Source organism: Streptomyces sp. NPDC040545 (assembly GCF_055595065.1).
Genome location: NZ_JBVIWA010000014.1, coordinates 165,876 through 183,341, shown reverse-complemented (window position 1 = coordinate 183,341; position 17,466 = coordinate 165,876). Strand labels below are relative to the sequence as shown.

Genomic DNA, 17,466 nt, shown 5'->3' with positions numbered 1-17,466 from the left:
CCCCTGATGTGTACCCGGTGCGGCTCCCGTGTGGTGCGGTGGCCGCTCTCGACAGGACACAGACTGGCCGCAGCCCTTACCGGTCCGTTCCCCTCTCGATACCGCTCGTGACCGGGGCGCGGGAACGGCCGTCACCGCGCCGTTCCCGGTCCGGCTCCATGGCCGCCGCGATACGTGATCCCCGCGCGCTGACCAGCACATCTGTCCGCGTGGTACCCGATTCGTACCCGGCCAGATCCAGCAGGGCCCGGACCGTCGCGCGGATCCCGGCCTGCTCCGCGTCGCGCAGCGGCGCCGCCGTTCCCTCGGGGGCGATGTCGGCGACCAGGTGCATACCGTCGACGGTCAGGGTCTCCACCCTGAACTTGGCTCCGGTCAGGAGCTCTTCGACGAGATAGGGGGCCGAGTGCCGTGCGGTGACGGCCTGTTCGGCCCACCGGGCCAGTGCGGGGCGGTCGTGCACCGGGACGGTCCACCAACACCCGGACTTGTCGGCCGACTTGATGACCACGGGCAGGGGGAACTCCTCCGCCAGGGAACACGCCTCGGTGACGGACCGGGCTTCTTCGGCACGTACCGCGGAGGTCCGGCTCTCATTGAGGATCCGCCGGATCGTCACCGCGTCCGGCAGCGCGCGGGCCGGCTTCCCGCGGCTCGCGGACAGCTCCCTCAGCACCTCCTCGGCGGCGGCCGCGGCCCCGCTGCCCAGACCCCGTTCGAGATCGCTCGCGAGATGGAGGACCTGCCCGATCCCGTGTTCGAGGACGGTGTCCGTCAACAGGGTGCGCAGCGCGGCCGTGTCATCGAAGTCCACCCGGAGGAGCCGCTGCGGGGGCAGCTCCGCGGGAAGCCGCGCCTCCGGCGGGCGGGGTCCGGGATCGGACACCACCCACACGTCCAGGCCCGCCACGATCGCGGCGCTCACGAGCCCGGGTCCGGGCCTGACCAGCATTACCCGCTCCGCGGCCTGTCTGATGATCACAGAAATCTCCTCCATCGTGTCCCACGATGGTGGCGCCGGGCCTTCCCGGTCCCGTCCCGCCGCGTTCCCGGACGGGCCGTGACCTGGGCCGGGTGTCCCCCGGACGGCCCCGTCGCAGGGCCGTGCGGCGCCCGGTGCAGGACAGTGGAAGGAGGTACCGATCCCGGGGGGCAGCATCACGCCGGAGGCGTACAGACATGGGACTCTTCGACTTCCTGAAGCCCGACAAGAAGAAGGCGCACGACGCCGCCGAGCAGGCCAAGGAGCAGGTGCAGCAGCAGGCCGGCGAGGTGGGGCGGCCTCCCTCGGGTTCGGCGGCCGACGCCGCCTCGGCCACCCGGGCCACCGCCGAGCGCATGGCGGCGGCCGCTCCGCCCAGGCCCGCCCCGGCGACCCCGACCCCCACGTCCGCCGCGCACAAGGCGGTGCCCGCGCCCCCCAGGCCGACCGCAATGCCGAAGCCCGCGGCCTCCTCCGCCGCCGCGCCGGGCGCCATGTACACGCCCACCCCGCACTCGGCCGCGCACAAGGCGGTACCGGCGGCCCCGATGCGGGGGCCCACCGCCACCAGGCGCACGTACACCGTCAAGCCCGGTGACTCGCTCCCCGCGATCGCCCGGAACGAGCTCGGCAACGAGGCCCGCTGGCGTGAGCTCTACGCGATGAACAGGGGTGTCGTCGGTTCCAACCCCGACCTCGTCCGCCCGGGCATGGTCCTCACCCTCCCCGGCTGACGCGCCCGGCGGCCCGGCGGACGCGGAAGGGGCCCGGATCCACGTGAGCTGGATCCGGGCCCCTTCGCGTGCGCCGCTCAGAGCTGCTCGTCGTCTCAGAGCTGCTTGTCGTCGGGGCCCGCTTCGGCCTCGCGCTCCTTCTGGGCCAGCTCCTCGTCGAAGGCGGACGGCGCCGCGTCGCGCGCCGACAGCTCGGTGGCCGCCGGCGGTTCGACGAGCCAGTCCGGATTCGACTGCTGGTCCCACCACCGCCACGCCGCGTAGGCGGCGCACGCCAGTACGCCAACCAGCGCGGCACCGCGCAGGAACTTCCCCGTGCGCGCGCGCCGCTCGTGGCGGCGTACGAGCTTCTGCACTTCCTTGGCCGTCACCTGGCCGCGCAGCGCCGCGAGCGCCGCCGTCGACCGGGACGCGGCCTCCTCGGCCACCGGCGTCGCGGCCGCGATCGCGCTCTCGAGCTTCGGCTGGGTGTATTCGGCGGCCTGCCGCGCCGCCAGGCGCGCCTGTGTCGCCGCCCGGTCGACGGAGGGCGGCACATGGGCCCGCGCCGCCTTGAGCCGTGGATGCAGATGGCAGTCGTAGGTCGTACGGGCGTGCTGGGCGGCGCTGGTCGCCGCGTACGACACCTTGGGCGCCAGCCGCTCGTTCGCTTCCTGGGCGTAGTGCACCGCGGCTTCCCTGGCGGATCCCGCGTACGGTGCCACCACTTCCGTCGCGTGCCGCACGCTCTCCCTGGCGCTCTCGGCTGCCAGGCGCATGCTCTCCTTGCCGGTCACGGGATCCTCCTCCTCGGTGGCGGACACAGTTCACCTTTCCACTCCTTGTCGGATCATGCCTGCCATATCGCGGACAGGCATGCGTGACAGGGCATACGGGTGGAGGATTTCAGTGCCGCGGAGCGCTCCGTGCGACCATCTGGACCGACAGTGATGACTATGGAAGGCAGATCCGTGGCCGAGAAGCTCTACGCCACCCTGAAGACGACCCACGGCGACATCGAGATCGAGCTGCTGGAGAACTTCGCTCCGAAGACCGTCAGGAACTTCGTCGAGCTCGCCACGGGCGCCCGGGAATGGACCCGCCCCACCGACGGCCAGAAGACCACGGACCCGCTGTACGACGGCACCGTCTTCCACCGCGTCATCAGCGGCTTCATGATCCAGGGCGGCGACCCGCTCGGGAACGGCACCGGCGGCCCCGGCTACCGGTTCGCGGACGAGTTCCACCCCGACCTGGCCTTCACCAAGCCCTTCCTGCTCGCCATGGCCAACGCGGGCCCGGGCACCAACGGCTCGCAGTTCTTCATCACCGTCGCGCCCACCGCCTGGCTGACGCGCAAGCACACCATCTTCGGCGAGGTCACCGACCCGGCCAGCCAGAAGGTCGTGCAGGCCATCGCCGCCAGCGCCACCAACCCGCGCACCGAGCGCCCCCTGGACGACGTGATCATCCAGTCCGTGGTCGTCGAGAAGCGCTGACCGAGAAGCGCCGGCGCCGGGAACCTTTCGGCCCCGCCCGTCCGTACTGGATACGTACGGGACCGGCGGGGCGCGCCCTGGCCCCCTGGCCCCCCTGGCCCCCCTGCCTCGCCGCTGACCTAGGGAACCGATGGACACCGACCGTCTGCCGGGCTGCTACCGCCACCCGGACCGCGACACGGGGATCAGCTGCACCCGCTGCGAGCGCCCCATCTGCCCCGAGTGCATGATCAGCGCCTCGGTCGGCTTCCAGTGTCCCGAGTGCGTCCGCGAAGGCTCCGGCACCGGGCACCACCCCGCCGTCAACGCCCCGCGCACCGTCGCGGGCGGGGTGGTCGCCGCCGACCCCCACCTGGTCACCAAGATCCTCATCGGGATCAACGTCCTGGTGTTCCTCGCGGTGCTCTTCGACCCGGCGCTCGCGGTCCAGATGGAGCTGATCGGCCGGTACCGGGAGTTCGCGTACCTCGCCGGCCCCGTCCGCGGAGTTTCCACAGGCGAGTACCACCGGCTGCTGACCTCGGTCTTCCTGCACGTCGAGTGGTGGCACATCATCGGCAACATGATCGGGCTGTGGGTGATCGGCGGTCCGCTGGAAGCGGCGCTGGGCCGGGTCCGCTATCTCGCGGTGTTCCTGCTCTCCGGCCTGGGCGGCAGCGCGCTGGTCTATCTGCTGAGCGAGCCGAACGTCCCGACCCTCGGCGCCTCCGGCGCCGTCTTCGGCCTGCTCGGCGCCACCGTCGTCCTGGCGAAGCGGCTGCGCTACGAGATGCGGCCGGTGATCGTCATGGTCGTGCTGATGCTGGTGCTTACCTTCGTACCGCTGGGCGGCGCGCTCACGGTGTCCTGGCAGGCCCATGTGGGTGGCCTGGTCACCGGAGCGCTGGTGGGTCTGGGCATGCTCATGCCGGCTGCCGGCCGCAATCGCGCACTGGTCCAGTGGGGCACCTGCGCGATGGTTCTTCTGCTGGCCTCGATGGTGATTCTGATCCGCACCGCGGAACTCACCTGATCACACCGGCGTCAACTCTCCACAGAGTTATCCACAGATCTTCTGTCTTTTCCTCAGGTGTGGATGACGCTGTGGATAACTCATGGGGAGAGCTTCCATCAGGGGCTGTCGGGTGCTACTTCCACTGCGTGGATACGCCGAATCCGGCAGCGATGAAGCCGAAACCGACCACAATGTTCCAATTGCCCAGAGCCTCGATCGGCAGCTGGGTCTCGGTCACGTAGAAAACGACGATCCACGCGAGTCCGATCAGGAAGAACGCCAGCATGACCGGGGCGACCCAGCTGCGATTCGTGAGCCGGATGCTCTGCGGCTGCCGCGTCGGCGGCGGCGTGTAGTCGTCCTTCTTGCGGATACGTGACTTCGGCACGAGGGGCTCTCCTGTCGATGCGCTGGGGACCTTGCCTGCCCCGGGCGTCCGTTAGCGTAGTGGACCTGTGGCGTTGAAGGAGAAGGGTACGTTGAGCAATTCAGACGACTCCTCCGCGGGTCCCCGTCGCCGGGCCAGGCCGGTCCGGCTGCTGACGGCCGCCGTCTTCGCCCTGGCCGGGCTGCTCTTCGTCACCAGTTTCAACACCTCCAAGGGTACGAACATCCGGACGGACGCCTCACTCCTGAAGCTGTCGGACCTCATCAAGGAGCGCAGCCAGGACAACGCGGCGCTGGAGCAGAGCACCGCGGCCGCACGCGGCCGGGTGGACGCACTCGCCGAGCGTGACGACGGCAGCACCAAGGCCGAGGACGCCAAGCTGGCCGCCCTGCGCGCCGCCTCCGGCACCGAGGAGCTGACCGGCAAGGGCCTGACGGTCACCCTCAACGACGCCCCGCCGAACGCCACCGCCCGCATCCCCAACGTGCCCGAGCCGCAGCCCAACGACCTGGTGATCCACCAGCAGGACCTGCAGGCCGTGGTCAACGCTCTCTGGCACGGCGGTGCCCAGGGCATCCAGGTCATGGACCAGCGGCTGATCTCCACCAGCGCGGTGCGCTGCGTGGGCAACACCCTGATCCTCCAGGGCCGGGTCTACTCGCCGCCGTACAAGATCTCGGCGGTCGGCGACCCGGGCGCGATGAAGAAGGCCCTGGCGGCCTCCCCGGCCCTGCAGAACTACCAGCTGTACGTGAACGCGTACGGGCTCGGCTGGAAAGTGGACGAGCACAAGGCGCTGACACTTCCCGGCTACTCCGGCACAGTGGACCTCCACTATGCGAAGCCGGTGGCGCCCACCCCGTGATCGGGTCCGTCCTGACGTCGTACTGCGCCTGGTGGTACGGACGTTCAGCGAGGTGTGCCTGACGGCGGGCACGCTGAGCGTGCTCTTCGTCGCGTACGTCCTGCTGTGGACCGGGGTCAAGGCCGACCGGGCCATGGACGGGGAGATGGACCGGATGCGCGACCGCTGGGCGGCCGCCCAGGCGGCCGCCGCCGCGCCGCAGCCGGAAGCGCCGCAGGCCCCTCCGGTGTCCCCGCCGCCCGCCGCGGAGCCGGAGCGCCACCCCGCCGGCCGGGCCTTCGCGCAGATGTACGTCCCGCGCTTCGGCCCCGACTGGGTCAAGCCCGTGCTGGAGGGCACCGACCCCGAACTGCTGAAGAAGGGCCTCGGCCACTACGCCGCCACCGCCCCCCTCGGCGCCGTCGGGAACTTCTCGGTGGCCGGCCACCGGCGCACCTACGGGGACCCCTTCAAGGACTTCCCGCAACTGCGTCCGGGCGACGAGGTGATCCTCAAGGACGCGAGCACCTGGTACACGTACACGCTCCGTTCCGCGCCCCTGCGCACCCTGCCCACCGATGTCGCCGTGGTCGACCCGGTCCCGGAGAAATCACCGTTCCGGGCGCCCGGCCGCTATCTGACGCTGACGACCTGCGATCCGGAATGGGGTCACAGCCACCGGCTGGCCGTGTGGGCGGAGCTGACCGGTACGCGCCCCGCCTCCCAGGGGCGGCCGGAGGGTTTGTCCGGGTGACCCACCCTTTCGGGCCGCTGCCTTTAGTCTGTTCGCGTACCGCCCCCCGCGGTGCGTTGAACGAACGTGGACGAAAAGGAATCAGGCGGCATGTACGGCTGGATCTGGCGGCACCTGCCGGGAAACGCGTGGGTACGCGCGCTGATCTCGCTCGTACTGGTCCTCGCGGTGGTCTTCGTGCTGTTCCAGTACGTCTTCCCGTGGGCCGAGCCGCTTCTTCCGTTCAACGATGTGACGGTGGACGAGGGATCGGGAGCCACTCCGTGAGCGCGCGCATTCTGGTTGTGGACAACTACGACAGCTTTGTCTTCAACCTGGTCCAGTACCTCTACCAGCTCGGTGCCGAATGCGAGGTGCTGCGCAACGACGAGGTCGAGCTCTCGCACGCGCAGGACGGCTTCGACGGCGTGCTGCTGTCCCCCGGCCCCGGTACGCCGGAGGAGGCGGGCGTCTGCATCGACATGGTCCGCCACTGCGCGCGCACGGCCGTTCCCGTCTTCGGCGTGTGCCTCGGCATGCAGTCGATGGCGGTCGCCTACGGAGGTGTCGTGGGCCGGGCTCCCGAGCTGCTGCACGGCAAGACCTCACCCGTGATCCACGAGGGGCTCGGGGTGTTCGAGGGACTGCCGTCGCCGTTCACCGCGACCCGCTACCACTCCCTCGCCGCCGAGCCCGGGACCCTGCCGGACGCGCTGGAGGTCACGGCGCGGACCGAGGACGGGATCATCATGGGGCTGCGCCACCGTGAGCACGACGTCGAGGGCGTCCAGTTCCACCCCGAGTCGGTGCTGACCGAGTGGGGCCACCGGATGCTCGCCAACTGGCTGGTGCGGTGCGGTGACGCGGGTGCCGTGGAGCGCTCGGTGGGGCTGGCCCCGGTGGTGGGCAAGGCCGTCGCGTGACCACGGTCGCGCCGTCCGCGCCCACGCAGGGCCGGGCCGCGCGACGCAGGGCCGCTCAGGAGGCCGCGAAACAGGCCGCCCGACGCACCCGCAGGCGGGGCGGCCGGCGGCGCAGGCGGCCCGCCTCGGGCGGCCCGGTGGTCATCGCGAGCCGGCTGGGCGGAGAGCTGTTCATCACGCTGGGCCTGGTGATGCTGCTGTTCGTCGCCTACCAGCTCTGGTACACGAACCTGCTGGCGGAGCGGGTGGCGAACGGCGCCGCCGGCTCCCTGCGCCAGACCTGGGAGCAGGATCCGGGCGGCTCCGGGGCCGCCGCACCGCCCGTGACCGCCTTCGAACCCGGCCAGGGCTTCGCGATCCTCCACATCCCGAAGCTGGACGTGAAGGTCCCGGTGGCGGAGGGCATCAGCAAGCCGAAGGTGCTGGACAAGGGCATGGTCGGGCACTACGGCGAGGGCGCGCTGAAGACGGCGATGCCGGCCGACAAGGCAGGCAACTTCGCGGTGGCCGGACACCGCAACACCCACGGCGAGCCGTTCCGCTACATCAACCGGCTGGTGCCCGGGGATCCCGTCGTGGTCGAGACCCGGGACGCCTACTACACGTACGAGATGACCTCGTCGCTCGCGCAGACCCCGCCGGCGAACGTGGCGGTGATCAAGCCCGTGCCGGAGGGTTCGGGATTCACATCCGCGGGCCGGTACATCACGCTGACGACCTGCACCCCGGAGTTCACCAGCACCTACCGGATGATCGTATGGGGCAGGATGACCGAGGAACGCCCCCGCAGCCAGGGCCCGCCGCCCGCGCTGACCAGCTAAGGACGAATCAGCAGTGTCTCGTGCCCGCCGCCGCGCCGCGGCCCCGCCCGTCGGCAACCGCAGTGTGCTCGCCGGATTCCTGAGCCTGCTGGGCGAGGTCCTGATCACCGTGGGCCTGGTGCTGGGCCTGTTCGTGGCCTACTCGCTGTGGTGGACGAACGTGCTCGCGGACCGGCAGGCGTCGGCGCGCGGCGACGAGGTCCGCCAGCAGTGGCAGGCCCCCGCCCCGGAGGCCGCCGGACCCGGGGCGCTGGACACCCAGGACGGCATCGGATTCCTGCACGTACCGGCGATGAGGAACGGCGAGGTGCTGGTCAAGCCGGGGACCGACCCGGACGTCCTCGACGACGGCGTGGCCGGGTACTACACGCAGCCGGTGAAGTCGGCGCTGCCGTGGGACGAGAAGGGCAACTTCTCGCTGGCCGCGCACCGGGACGGCCACGGGGCGAAGTTCCACAACATCGACAAGGTGAAGAGCGGCGACGCGATCGTCTTCGAGACCCGCGACACCTGGTACGTCTACAAGGTCTTCGCGGAACTGCGCCAGACCTCGAAGTACAACACCGACGTGATCAGCGCGGTCCCCAAGGACTCGGGGAAGACCGCCCCCGGCCGGTACATCACGCTCACCACCTGCACGCCGGTCTACACCTCGAAGTACCGGTACATCGTGTGGGGCGAGCTGGCCCGGACGGAGAAGGTGGACGCGAAGCGGACCCCGCCGGCCGAACTGCGCTGAGCGCCCGCGGCGACCGGAGCGGGCCTGGCACCGCCAGGACCCCACAAGGCCCCTGTGCGCGGCGCTGACGCCTCCCGGGTCCCACGAGGCCCATGCGTCCCGGATGCGGCCGCAGGCGGCCGTACAGCGGCGGGACGCACAAAGGTCCGGCCTCCCTCCCCGATACCGGGGAGGGAGGCCGGACCTTTTCGCTGGGCCGGTGGCCGCGACCGCGGTCGCGTCAGCGGTTGTCGCCCAGGCCGCCGAAGCCGCCGCCGTTGTTGTTGCCGCCCTGCTGACCGCCGCCGCCCCCGAAGGCGATGACATTCACGGTCTGGCCCGTGGCCACCGGGGTGCCCGGCTGCGGGTCGGTGGTCACGACGATCGCGTTGCCGTCCGTCGCACCGGTGACGATGCCGAGCCGGAGGCCGACGCGCCGCAGCTCCTCCTTGTACTGGTCCACGGTGCGGCCGGCGAAGTTGGGCACCGTGGTCTGCGCCGAGGCCTTGGCGATGGTGATGTTCACCGTCTTGCCCACCTCGAGCTGCTGGCCCGCCGCGAACTGCTGCTCGATGATCGTGCCCGGCACGGCTCCGGGGGACTCGGTCTCCGTCACGCTGCCGAGCCTGAGCTTGGCGTCCGTGAGTGCCTTGACCGCCTCGTCCTTCCGCTTGCCCCTGAGCTCCGGCACGTCCGCCTTGGAGATCTCCTTGGCGACGGTCAGCGTGACGACGCTGTTGCGCTCCGCCTCGCCGCCCTTCGGGCTCTGCTCGAGGACGGTCCCGGCGGTGCGCTCGGACTCCTGGGGCTTGCGGTCGACCTGCAGCCCCTTGTCCTTGAGCACCTTCTCCGCGTCCTCGAACTTGAGGTTGACCACGTCGGGGACCGTCACCTTGGGCGCGCCCGTGGAGACCGTCACCGTGATGGTGGTGCCGTTGTCGACCTTCCTATCGGCTGCGGGGTCCTGCTTGCAGACGTTGCCCTTGGGCTGGTCCTCGCAGGGTGCGTCGGGGCCCTTGACCACGTTGAGGCCGACGTTGGTGCCGCTCTTCTGGGCCTTTTCGAAGGTCTGGCCGATGAGCTTGGGCACGGTGGGCCGGTTGTCGGCGCCCTCGCCGAAGAGGGAACGGCCGATGAGGATCGCGCCGACCAGGACGAGGATGCCCGCCGCGACGAGCAGGACGGTGGACGCCTTGCTCTTCTTCTGGCGGCGGTTCGGGCCCTGGTCGTAGCCGCCCTGGTCGCCGTAGCCGTATCCGCCGTCGCCGGGGGGCATGGGCGGCATCATCGACGTCTGGCCACCGGGGTCGGTGGTGCGCAGGGCGGCGGTGGGCTGGTCGTAGCCCTGGTGCCCGTAGCCGTGGCCCTGGTCGGGGTAGCCGTAGCCGCCGGCCGCACCCATGGTGGCGGCGGCGGCGACGGGCTGGCCGTCGAGGCAGGCCTCGATGTCGGCACGCATCTCGTCGGCCGACTGGTAGCGGTAATCGGGGTCCTTGACCAGTGCCTTGAGGACGATGGCGTCCATCTCGGGCGTGATCTCGGGATCGAAGTTCGACGGCGGCTGCGGCTCTTCCCGTACGTGCTGGTAGGCGACGGCCACGGGGGAGTCGCCGACGAACGGGGGCCGGACGCTGAGGAGCTCGTAGAGCAGGCAGCCCGCGGAGTAGAGGTCGGAGCGCGCGTCGACCTGCTCGCCCTTGGCCTGCTCGGGGGAGAGGTACTGGGCGGTGCCGATGACGGCGGCCGTCTGCGTCATGGTCATACCGGAGTCGCCCATGGCGCGGGCGATGCCGAAGTCCATGACCTTGACCTGGCCGGTGCGGGTCAGCATCACGTTGGCGGGCTTGATGTCGCGGTGCACGATGCCGGCGCGGTGCGAGTACTCCAGGGCCTGGAGGATGCCGATGCACATCTCGAGGGTGCGCTCGGGCAGCAGCTTGCGGCCCGAGTGCAGCAGCTCGCGCAGCGTGGAACCGTCGACGTACTCCATCACGATGTACGGGATGGAGATGTTGTCGACGTAGTCCTCGCCGGTGTCGTAGACCGCGACGATCGCCGGGTGGTTCAGCGACGCGGCCGACTGGGCCTCGCGCCGGAACCGGGCCTGGAAGGACGGGTCACGGGCGAGGTCGGCGCGCAGGGTCTTGACGGCGACGGTACGGCCGAGCCGGGTGTCGTGCGCGAGGTAGACCTCGGCCATGCCACCACGGCCGAGCACGTGGCTCAGCTCGTACCGGCCGCCGAGGCGACGCGGCTCTTCCATAACGTTGCAGCCCTCTCCGTCAGTCCCGACCGCACCTGTGTGTGGTCCGGCGGTGTGCTGTTCGCGCAAAGGCTACCGGCCGATCGTCCGTGATCGGTTCGTGGCCACAGGCTGATACTGGACCGGTACCGTACGCGCGAACCGGGCCGGAATTCTGTGATGTGAGTCACTGTGATCCGGCCGTCGTCCCTCGGTCACTTCTGGCTGTTCAGTACCGCCTGCATGACCGCCTTGGCGACGGGAGCGGCCAGACCGCCACCGCTGATGTCCTCACGGTCCGCCTCGCTGTCCTCGATCACGACGGCGACGGCGACGGGCGAGGACTTGTCCGGGGTCTCGGCGTAGGAGATGAACCAGGCGTACGGGCGCTTCTTGTTGCCCTCGCCGTGCTGCGCCGTACCGGTCTTGCCGCCGACCGTCACGCCGTTCATCTTGGCCTTGGTGCCGGTGCCGTTCTGGACGACGTTGACCATCATCTGCTGCACCTTCTCCGCGTTGGCGGCGGAGAGCGGCCGGCTCATCTCCTGCGGCTCGTGCTTCTCGATGATGTCCAGGCCGGGGGACGCGAGGTTGTCCACCATGTACGGCTTCATCAGCTTGCCGTCGTTGGCGATCGCGGCGGTGACCATGGCCATCTGGAGCGGAGTGGCGGCGGTGTTGAACTGTCCGATGGAGCTCTGGGCGTTGCCGTCCTTGCCCATCTTCTTGTCGTAGATGCTGGCGAACGCGCGGACCGGAATGTCGATCTTGTCGTTGTTGAAGCCGAACTTCTCCGAGGTCTCCACCATCTTGTCGCGGGTGACCTTGTCGCCCATGTTCGCGAAGACCGAGTTGCAGGAGATGCGCAGCGCCTCGTTGAGGCTGGCCTTCTCGCAGCCCTTGGCGTGGTTGATCATCTCGGTCTTGGTGCCGGGCAGGAAGTACGGGTCCGGAGTGTCCGTCGGAGCGTTGATGTCCTGGACGACGCCGTGTTCGAGGGCGGCGGCCGCGGTGACCACCTTGAAGGTGGAGCCCGGCGGGTACGTCTCGCGCAGGGCGCGGTTCACGAGGTTCTTGTCCTCGCTGTCCTTCAGCTCGACCCAGGCCTTCTCGTCGTCCTTGGAGTTGCCCGCGAAGCGCGAGGGGTCGTACGAGGGCGTGGAGACCAGGGCCAGGATGGCGCCGGTGCGCGGGTCGATGGCCGCGACGGCGCCCTTCTTCGTGCCCAGCGCCTCGAAGGCGGCCTTCTGGGCATCGGGGTTGAGCGTGGTGACGACGTTGCCGCCCTGCTTCTTCTCCCCGGTGAACATGCCGATGGTGCGGTCGAAGAACAGCCGGTCGTCGTTGCCGGTGAGGATGCCGTCCTCGAGGGATTCCAGCTGGGTGGAGCCGAAGGCCTGCGAGGCGTACCCGGTGACGGGAGCCCAGAGCTCGCCGTTCGTGTAGGTCCGCTTGTACTTGTAGTCGCTGCCGTCGGTCACCTTGGAACCGGTGATCGGCTCGCCCTTGACGATGATGTTGCCGCGCTCGGTCGCGTACTGGGCGATCTGGACCCGGCGGTTCTCCTTGCGGGTGCTGAGCTCCTCGGCCTGCACGTACTGCAGCCAGTTGGTGCGGATCAGCAGGGCGAGGACGAGCAGCCCGCAGAACAGCGAGATGCGGCGCAGGGGCTTGTTCATGACGGACGGACCACCTGGGTCATCTCGGAGTCGGGGGACGGGGCGGGGGCCGGTGCGGGGCGGCGTGCGGTGTCGCTGATCCGGATGAGGATGGCGATGAGGATCCAGTTCGCGAGGACGGAGGAACCGCCGGACGCGAGGAAGGGCATCGTCATGCCGGTGAGGGGGATGAGGCCCATGACGCCGCCGGCGACCACGAAGATCTGGAGGGCGAAGGCGCCGGAGAGGCCGATGGCGAAGAGCTTGCCGAAGGGGTCGCGGGCGGCGAGCGCGGTGCGCACGCCCCGCTCGATGATGAGCCCGTAGATCAGGAGGAAGGCCATCACTCCGGCGAGGCCGAGCTCTTCGCCGACGGTGGAGAAGATGAAGTCGGAGTTGGCGGCGAAGCCGATCAGGTCGGAGTTGCCCTGGCCCCAGCCGGCGCCGAGGACGCCGCCGGAACCGAAGCTCATGATCGACTGGCCGACCTGCTCGCACGCACCCGAGGTGGTGTAGCAGGCGAAGGGGTCGAGCCAGGCGGTGACGCGGACCTTGACGTGGCTGGCGAAGGTGCCGACGACCACGGCGCCGCCCACCGACATCAGCAGGCCGATGACGATCCAGCTGGTGCGCTCGGTGGCCACGTACAGCATGATCACGAACATGCCGAAGAAGAGCAGCGAGGTGCCGAGGTCGTTCTCGAAGACGAGGACGAGCAGGCTCATGGCCCAGATCATCAGGATCGGGCCGAGGTCGCGGCCGCGCGGCAGGTAGAGGCCCATGAAGCGGCGGCTGGCCAGCGCGAGCGCGTCGCGCTTCACCATCAGGTAGCCGGCGAAGAAGATCGCGATGACGATCTTGGCGAACTCCCCGGGCTGGATGGAGAAGCCGCCCACGCTGATCCAGATCTTCGCGCCGAAGACGTCGGCGCCGAGGCCCGGGACGACGGGCAGGATCAGCAGGACCAGGGCACCGGCCATCGAGATGTACGTGAACCTCTGCAGGACGCGGTGGTCCTTGAGGATCAGCAGGACGGCGGCGAACAGGGCGATGGCGAGCGCCGTGTACATCATCTGGCGGGGGGCGGAGGGGGAGAACCCGCCGAAGGCCCGCTTGGCGAGGTTCTGCAGGCGTTCGGACTGGTCCAGGCGCCAGATCAGGACGAGGCCCAGGCCGTTGAGGAGCGTGGCCAGGGGCAGCAGCAGCGGGTCGGCGTACTTGGCGTACCGGCGTACGACGAGGTGTGCGATCCCGGCGAGGGCGCCGAGGCCGAGGCCGTAGAGCACCATGCCGGGGGGCAGGGTGCCGTTGATCGCGAGGCCCACGTTGGCGTAGGCGAACATCGGGATGAGCACGGCGAAGCCGAGCAGCAGGAGCTCGGTGTTCCGCCTGCTCGGCAGCTCGATGGCGCCGATGGTGGTCGTATTGGTGACTACGCTCATGGTGTGGCAGGCCCCCTGTGCCCGCGTATCTCTACTACTTGCCGCACAGCCCGACCAGCTGCTGCTCTTCGGGAGTCAGGCTGGGGGCGGGTGTCGGGCTGTTCTGGGCCTCGGCGTTCCGGCGTTCCTCGTCCTTCTTGCAGGCGGACACCTGGACGCCGAGGTCGTCGAGCTTCTTGCGCGCCGAGTCGAAGCTGTTCTCGCTGATGGTGGCCTCGACCAGCTTCCGCTTGAAGGGCGGCAGGTACTTCAGTTCGACGTCGGGGCGGTCGATCTCCACCTTGGAGAGCTCCAGCGGCCCCAGCTTCGGGCTGATGCCGCGGAAGAGCGCCACGTGCTCGCCCTTCACGCCCACGTAGAACTGGGTCTGGGTCCAGCGCCAGCCCGCGTAGAGGCCGCCGCCGATGACGCCGGCGACGATGAGGAGGGTCAGCGTACGGGTGGTCCACTTGCGCCCTTTGCTGCGGCGCCTGCGGGGGTGGTCGTACGTGTCCTCGTAGCCCGGGTCGGCGGGGTAGGCGTCGGCTTCGCCGAAGGTGCCGTAGCCGCCCGCGCCCTGGCCCTGGTCGGAGTACCCGTAGCCGGGGGCGTCGCCGCTGCCCGGTGGGCCGAAGGCGCCGGCGGGGGGCTGGCCCTGGCGGCCGAGGCCCGAGGCCCGGCCGGCCGGGGTCTGCATGGCGTTGCCGCCGTCGAAGAGCTGGTGCTGGTTCTCGGCGACCGCGCCCACGACCACCGGGGTGTCGCTGACCTGGGCGGCGAGGGTGTCGCCGCTGTCGGTGTCGAGGACGTCGGCGACGATGCAGGTGATGTTGTCGGGTCCGCCGCCGCGCAGGGCGAGCTGGATCAGCGACTGCACGGTCTCGCGGGGACCGTGGTAGTCGGCGAGGGTCTCTTCCAGGGTCTGGTGGGAGACGACGCCGGAGAGCCCGTCGGAGCAGATCAGGTAGCGGTCACCGGCGCGGACCTCACGGATGGAGAGGTCGGGCTCCACGATGTCGCCGCTGCCGAGCGCGCGCATCAGGAGGGAGCGCTGCGGGTGGGTGGTGGCCTCTTCCTCGGTGATGCGCCCCTCGTCGACGAGGCGCTGCACCCAGGTGTGGTCCTGGGTGATCTGGGTGAGGACGCCGTCGCGGAGCAGATAGGCGCGGGAGTCGCCGACGTGGACGAGGCCGAGGCGCTGGCCGGTCCACAGCAGGGCGGTGAGCGTGGTGCCCATGCCCTCGAGCTGCGGATCCTCCTCGACCATCACGCGCAGCTGGTCGTTGGCGCGCTGCACGGCCGTGGCCAGGGAGGTGAGGATGTCGGAGCCCGGGACGTCGTCGTCGAGCTGCACGAGCGTGGAGATCACCTCGGAGCTCGCGACCTCGCCGGCGGCTTGGCCTCCCATGCCGTCGGCGATCGCGAGGAGGCGGGGACCGGCGTAGCCGGAGTCCTCGTTCCCCTCCCGGATCATGCCCTTGTGTGATCCGGCGGCGAACCGCAAGGACAGACTCATGCGCACCTGCCCTGTCGACGAAGCTGCCTCCGGGTACAACCGGTCTCGAGCCACACTGCCCACCCTCCGGTCGGGAGCGCGCTCGGGTCCGTGTCCTCGGTGGGACGGATCGCCGCCGCGCGCTCGCTCCGCTCGCTCATTCTCGTACTACTTCCGCAGCTCGATGACGGTCTTGCCGATGCGGATCGGTGCGCCCGGCGGAATGGGCGTCGGGGTGGTCAGCCGGGTCCGGTCGAGATACGTGCCGTTGGTGGACCCGAGATCCTCGACGATCCACTGGCCGTCACGGTCGGGATAGATCCTGGCATGGCGGCTGGACGCGTAGTCGTCGTCCAGCACGATCGTTGAGTCGTGCGCGCGGCCCAGCGTGATCGTCTGGCCCGCGAGGGCCACCGTGGTTCCCGTGAGGATGCCCTCGGAGACGACGAGTTTGGTGGGTGCGCCGCGCCGCTGGCGCTGCTGCGGAGGCGCGGCCTGGCGGCCCGCCTGCTGCGGGGCGCCGCCGGCGCCTCCGCCACCACGACGGGACGATCCGCGCTGGGTCACGCGCGTCCCGAAGAGATCGCTGCGGATGACCTGGACGGCCACGATGACGAACAGCCACAGAACGGCCAGGAAACCCAACCGCATGACCGTCAGGGTCAGCTCTGACATTGCCCCCGCTTCACCCTTCGGCTTGCCGGTAAATGATGGTGGTGCTGCCCACGACGATCCGCGAGCCGTCGCGGAGCGTAGCGCGGGTGGTGTGCTGCCCGTCCACCACGATGCCGTTGGTGGACCCGAGATCCTGGATCGTCGAGGGCGTTCCGGTCCGGATCTCACAGTGCCGGCGCGATACGCCGGGGTCGTCGATCCGCACGTCGGCTTCCGTGCTTCGGCCGAGTACGAGCGTGGGGCGCGAGATCTGGTGGCGGGTGCCGTTGATCTCGATCCAGTGGCGCCGGGCGCCGCCCGGGGCGGCCGCGGGGGCCGTCCCGACGGGTCCGGCCGGAGCGGGCCGCCGGGCGCCGGGTCCGCCCGGGGGCGGGGCGCTGGGCATGGGCGGGGCCGACACCGGCGGATATCCGTAGCCGCCCTGCGGCTGGTTCTCCGGCGGGTAGCCGTAGCCGCCCTGGGGTGACGGCGGTCCTGCCTGCGGCTGGGAGGTGCTGGAGGCGAGGGTGCGGCTGCGGACCCGGTAGAGCCCGGTGTCGAGGTCGTCGGCCTTCTCCAGGTGGACCTTGATGGGCCCCATGAAGCTGTAGCGCTGCTGCTTGGCGTAGTCGCGGACCAGGCCCGCGAGCTCGTCGCCGAGCTGCCCGGAGTAGGGGCTCAGCCGGTCGTAGTCACCGGCGCTGAGCTCGACGATGAAGTCGTTGGGGACGACGGTCCGCTCGCGGTTCCAGATGGTGGCGTTGTTGTCGCACTCCCGCTGGAGGGCTCCGGCGATCTCCACCGGCTGGACCTCGGACTTGAACACCTTGGCGAAGGTGCCGTTCACCAGACCTTCGAGTCGCTGCTCGAACCGCTTCAGAACTCCCATGGGGCACCTCCTCCGTCGCTGTCGCCCTGTACTGCTTACTGATCGTATCCACGCGTGGCGGATTCGGGTGGTTCCCCATCGTTCCTGTGAGGACGAGTGTTGGTCCTCACAAGGGATCGTAGGGGCGCTCCCAGGACAGTGTCCCGCACCGGGAGCGGAGTGCGGGAGGGGCAGTCCGCGGCGGGGCGAGGGGGTGCCGGGAAAGCGATGTGAATCCACCCCGTTCTCCGTGCTAATGTTTCGACGTCGCCAGGGGAAAGGCCCGAAAGGGAAGATCCACTGGGGCGCTGCTCGGGCGAGTGGCGGAACGGCAGACGCGCTGGCTTCAGGTGCCAGTGTCCTTCGGGACGTGGGGGTTCAAATCCCCCCTCGCCCACATCGACGAGACGGTCGTCACTGCGAAAGCGGTGGCGGCCGTTTCGTGTTTCCCCGCCCCGGCGTGTATGTGACGTACGTCCCTCCTTGGGGCCCCTGAGCTGCGGTCCTGTCCGA

At 70.0% G+C, this 17,466-nt stretch carries 17 protein-coding genes, 1 tRNA gene and 1 pseudogene; 10 read left to right on the top strand and 9 right to left on the bottom strand.

Annotation, left to right across the window (positions count from 1 at the left end; all coding sequences use genetic code 11):
- Positions 1-76: 76 nt before the first annotated feature.
- Positions 77-982 carry an ATP-grasp domain-containing protein gene (locus ACZ573_RS25545; RefSeq protein WP_471307895.1) on the bottom strand — a complete coding sequence of 302 codons (906 nt, stop codon included), beginning with the start codon at positions 980-982 and terminating at the stop codon, positions 77-79.
- Between the two features lie 197 nt (positions 983-1,179).
- On the opposite strand from ACZ573_RS25545, the gene ACZ573_RS25540 reads away from it, so the two are divergent.
- Complete coding sequence (locus tag ACZ573_RS25540; RefSeq protein ID WP_471307890.1) at positions 1,180-1,716, top strand: LysM peptidoglycan-binding domain-containing protein; 537 nt, start codon at positions 1,180-1,182, stop codon at positions 1,714-1,716.
- A gap of 95 nt (positions 1,717-1,811) precedes the next feature.
- On the opposite strand, the gene ACZ573_RS25535 is transcribed toward ACZ573_RS25540, so the two are convergent.
- Positions 1,812-2,519: a DUF5324 family protein gene (locus ACZ573_RS25535; RefSeq protein WP_471307888.1), complete on the bottom strand. Its 708-nt coding sequence runs from the start codon at positions 2,517-2,519 to the stop codon at positions 1,812-1,814.
- A 147-nt stretch (positions 2,520-2,666) separates the two neighbouring features.
- On the opposite strand from ACZ573_RS25535, the gene ACZ573_RS25530 reads away from it, so the two are divergent.
- Both ACZ573_RS25530 and ACZ573_RS25525 read left to right on the top strand, forming a co-directional pair.
- On the top strand, positions 2,667-3,194 hold the full coding sequence (locus ACZ573_RS25530; protein ID WP_301374589.1) for a peptidylprolyl isomerase: 528 nt from the start codon (positions 2,667-2,669) through the stop codon (positions 3,192-3,194).
- 130 nt (positions 3,195-3,324) lie between these two features.
- Positions 3,325-4,206 (top strand): rhomboid family intramembrane serine protease, encoded by an 882-nt coding sequence (locus ACZ573_RS25525; protein ID WP_471307884.1) that lies wholly within the window; start codon positions 3,325-3,327, stop codon positions 4,204-4,206.
- 115 nt (positions 4,207-4,321) lie between these two features.
- On the opposite strand, the gene crgA is transcribed toward ACZ573_RS25525, so the two are convergent.
- The gene (crgA, locus tag ACZ573_RS25520) at positions 4,322-4,576 is read right to left on the bottom strand and encodes a cell division protein CrgA (RefSeq protein ID WP_030383881.1); all 255 of its coding nucleotides are present in this window, start codon (positions 4,574-4,576) and stop codon (positions 4,322-4,324) included.
- Between the two features lie 91 nt (positions 4,577-4,667).
- Between crgA and ACZ573_RS25515 the strand changes: the two genes are divergently transcribed.
- The 6 genes and pseudogenes from ACZ573_RS25515 (at position 4,668) to ACZ573_RS25490 (ending at position 8,636) form a co-directional block, all read left to right on the top strand.
- Positions 4,668-5,441, top strand: a complete 774-nt coding sequence (locus tag ACZ573_RS25515; protein WP_382545138.1) for a DUF881 domain-containing protein — start codon at positions 4,668-4,670, stop codon at positions 5,439-5,441.
- On the top strand, positions 5,413-6,174 hold the full coding sequence (locus ACZ573_RS25510; protein ID WP_471307880.1) for a class E sortase: 762 nt from the start codon (positions 5,413-5,415) through the stop codon (positions 6,172-6,174). Before ACZ573_RS25515 ends, ACZ573_RS25510 begins: the two co-directional genes overlap by 29 nt.
- A gap of 90 nt (positions 6,175-6,264) precedes the next feature.
- The gene (locus ACZ573_RS25505) at positions 6,265-6,441 is read left to right on the top strand and encodes a hypothetical protein (protein WP_030011120.1); all 177 of its coding nucleotides are present in this window, start codon (positions 6,265-6,267) and stop codon (positions 6,439-6,441) included.
- Complete coding sequence (locus ACZ573_RS25500) at positions 6,438-7,076, top strand: aminodeoxychorismate/anthranilate synthase component II (RefSeq protein ID WP_030011121.1); 639 nt, start codon at positions 6,438-6,440, stop codon at positions 7,074-7,076. The genes ACZ573_RS25505 and ACZ573_RS25500 overlap by 4 nt, the downstream gene beginning before the upstream one ends.
- Positions 7,058-7,897: pseudogene (locus ACZ573_RS25495) on the top strand (class E sortase); the annotation flags it as partial. The gene ACZ573_RS25500 and the pseudogene ACZ573_RS25495, both read left to right, overlap by 19 nt.
- 13 nt (positions 7,898-7,910) lie before the next feature.
- A complete protein-coding gene (locus tag ACZ573_RS25490; protein WP_471307878.1) occupies positions 7,911-8,636 on the top strand; it encodes a class E sortase in 726 nt (241 codons plus the stop codon).
- Between the two features lie 220 nt (positions 8,637-8,856).
- Here the strand turns inward: ACZ573_RS25490 and pknB are convergent, their stop codons facing one another.
- From pknB to ACZ573_RS25460, 6 genes are all read right to left on the bottom strand, one after another.
- Complete coding sequence (gene pknB / locus ACZ573_RS25485) at positions 8,857-10,878, bottom strand: Stk1 family PASTA domain-containing Ser/Thr kinase (RefSeq protein WP_471307875.1); 2,022 nt, start codon at positions 10,876-10,878, stop codon at positions 8,857-8,859.
- A 194-nt stretch (positions 10,879-11,072) separates the two neighbouring features.
- Complete coding sequence (locus ACZ573_RS25480; protein ID WP_301368865.1) at positions 11,073-12,536, bottom strand: peptidoglycan D,D-transpeptidase FtsI family protein; 1,464 nt, start codon at positions 12,534-12,536, stop codon at positions 11,073-11,075.
- Entirely contained in the window at positions 12,533-13,957 is a 1,425-nt protein-coding gene (locus ACZ573_RS25475) for an FtsW/RodA/SpoVE family cell cycle protein (protein ID WP_301368863.1), read from the bottom strand. The genes ACZ573_RS25480 and ACZ573_RS25475 overlap by 4 nt, the downstream gene beginning before the upstream one ends.
- A gap of 34 nt (positions 13,958-13,991) precedes the next feature.
- A complete protein-coding gene (locus ACZ573_RS25470; RefSeq protein ID WP_471307871.1) occupies positions 13,992-15,452 on the bottom strand; it encodes a PP2C family protein-serine/threonine phosphatase in 1,461 nt (486 codons plus the stop codon).
- Positions 15,453-15,599: 147 nt separating this feature from the next.
- Positions 15,600-16,106 carry an FHA domain-containing protein FhaB/FipA gene (locus ACZ573_RS25465; RefSeq protein ID WP_301368859.1) on the bottom strand — a complete coding sequence of 169 codons (507 nt, stop codon included), beginning with the start codon at positions 16,104-16,106 and terminating at the stop codon, positions 15,600-15,602.
- 10 nt (positions 16,107-16,116) lie between these two features.
- Complete coding sequence (locus ACZ573_RS25460; protein ID WP_471307868.1) at positions 16,117-16,974, bottom strand: FhaA domain-containing protein; 858 nt, start codon at positions 16,972-16,974, stop codon at positions 16,117-16,119.
- A 293-nt stretch (positions 16,975-17,267) separates the two neighbouring features.
- Here ACZ573_RS25460 and ACZ573_RS25455 point away from each other — a divergent pair.
- Positions 17,268-17,350, top strand: a tRNA-Leu gene (locus tag ACZ573_RS25455).
- The last annotated feature ends 116 nt before the right edge of the window (positions 17,351-17,466 follow it).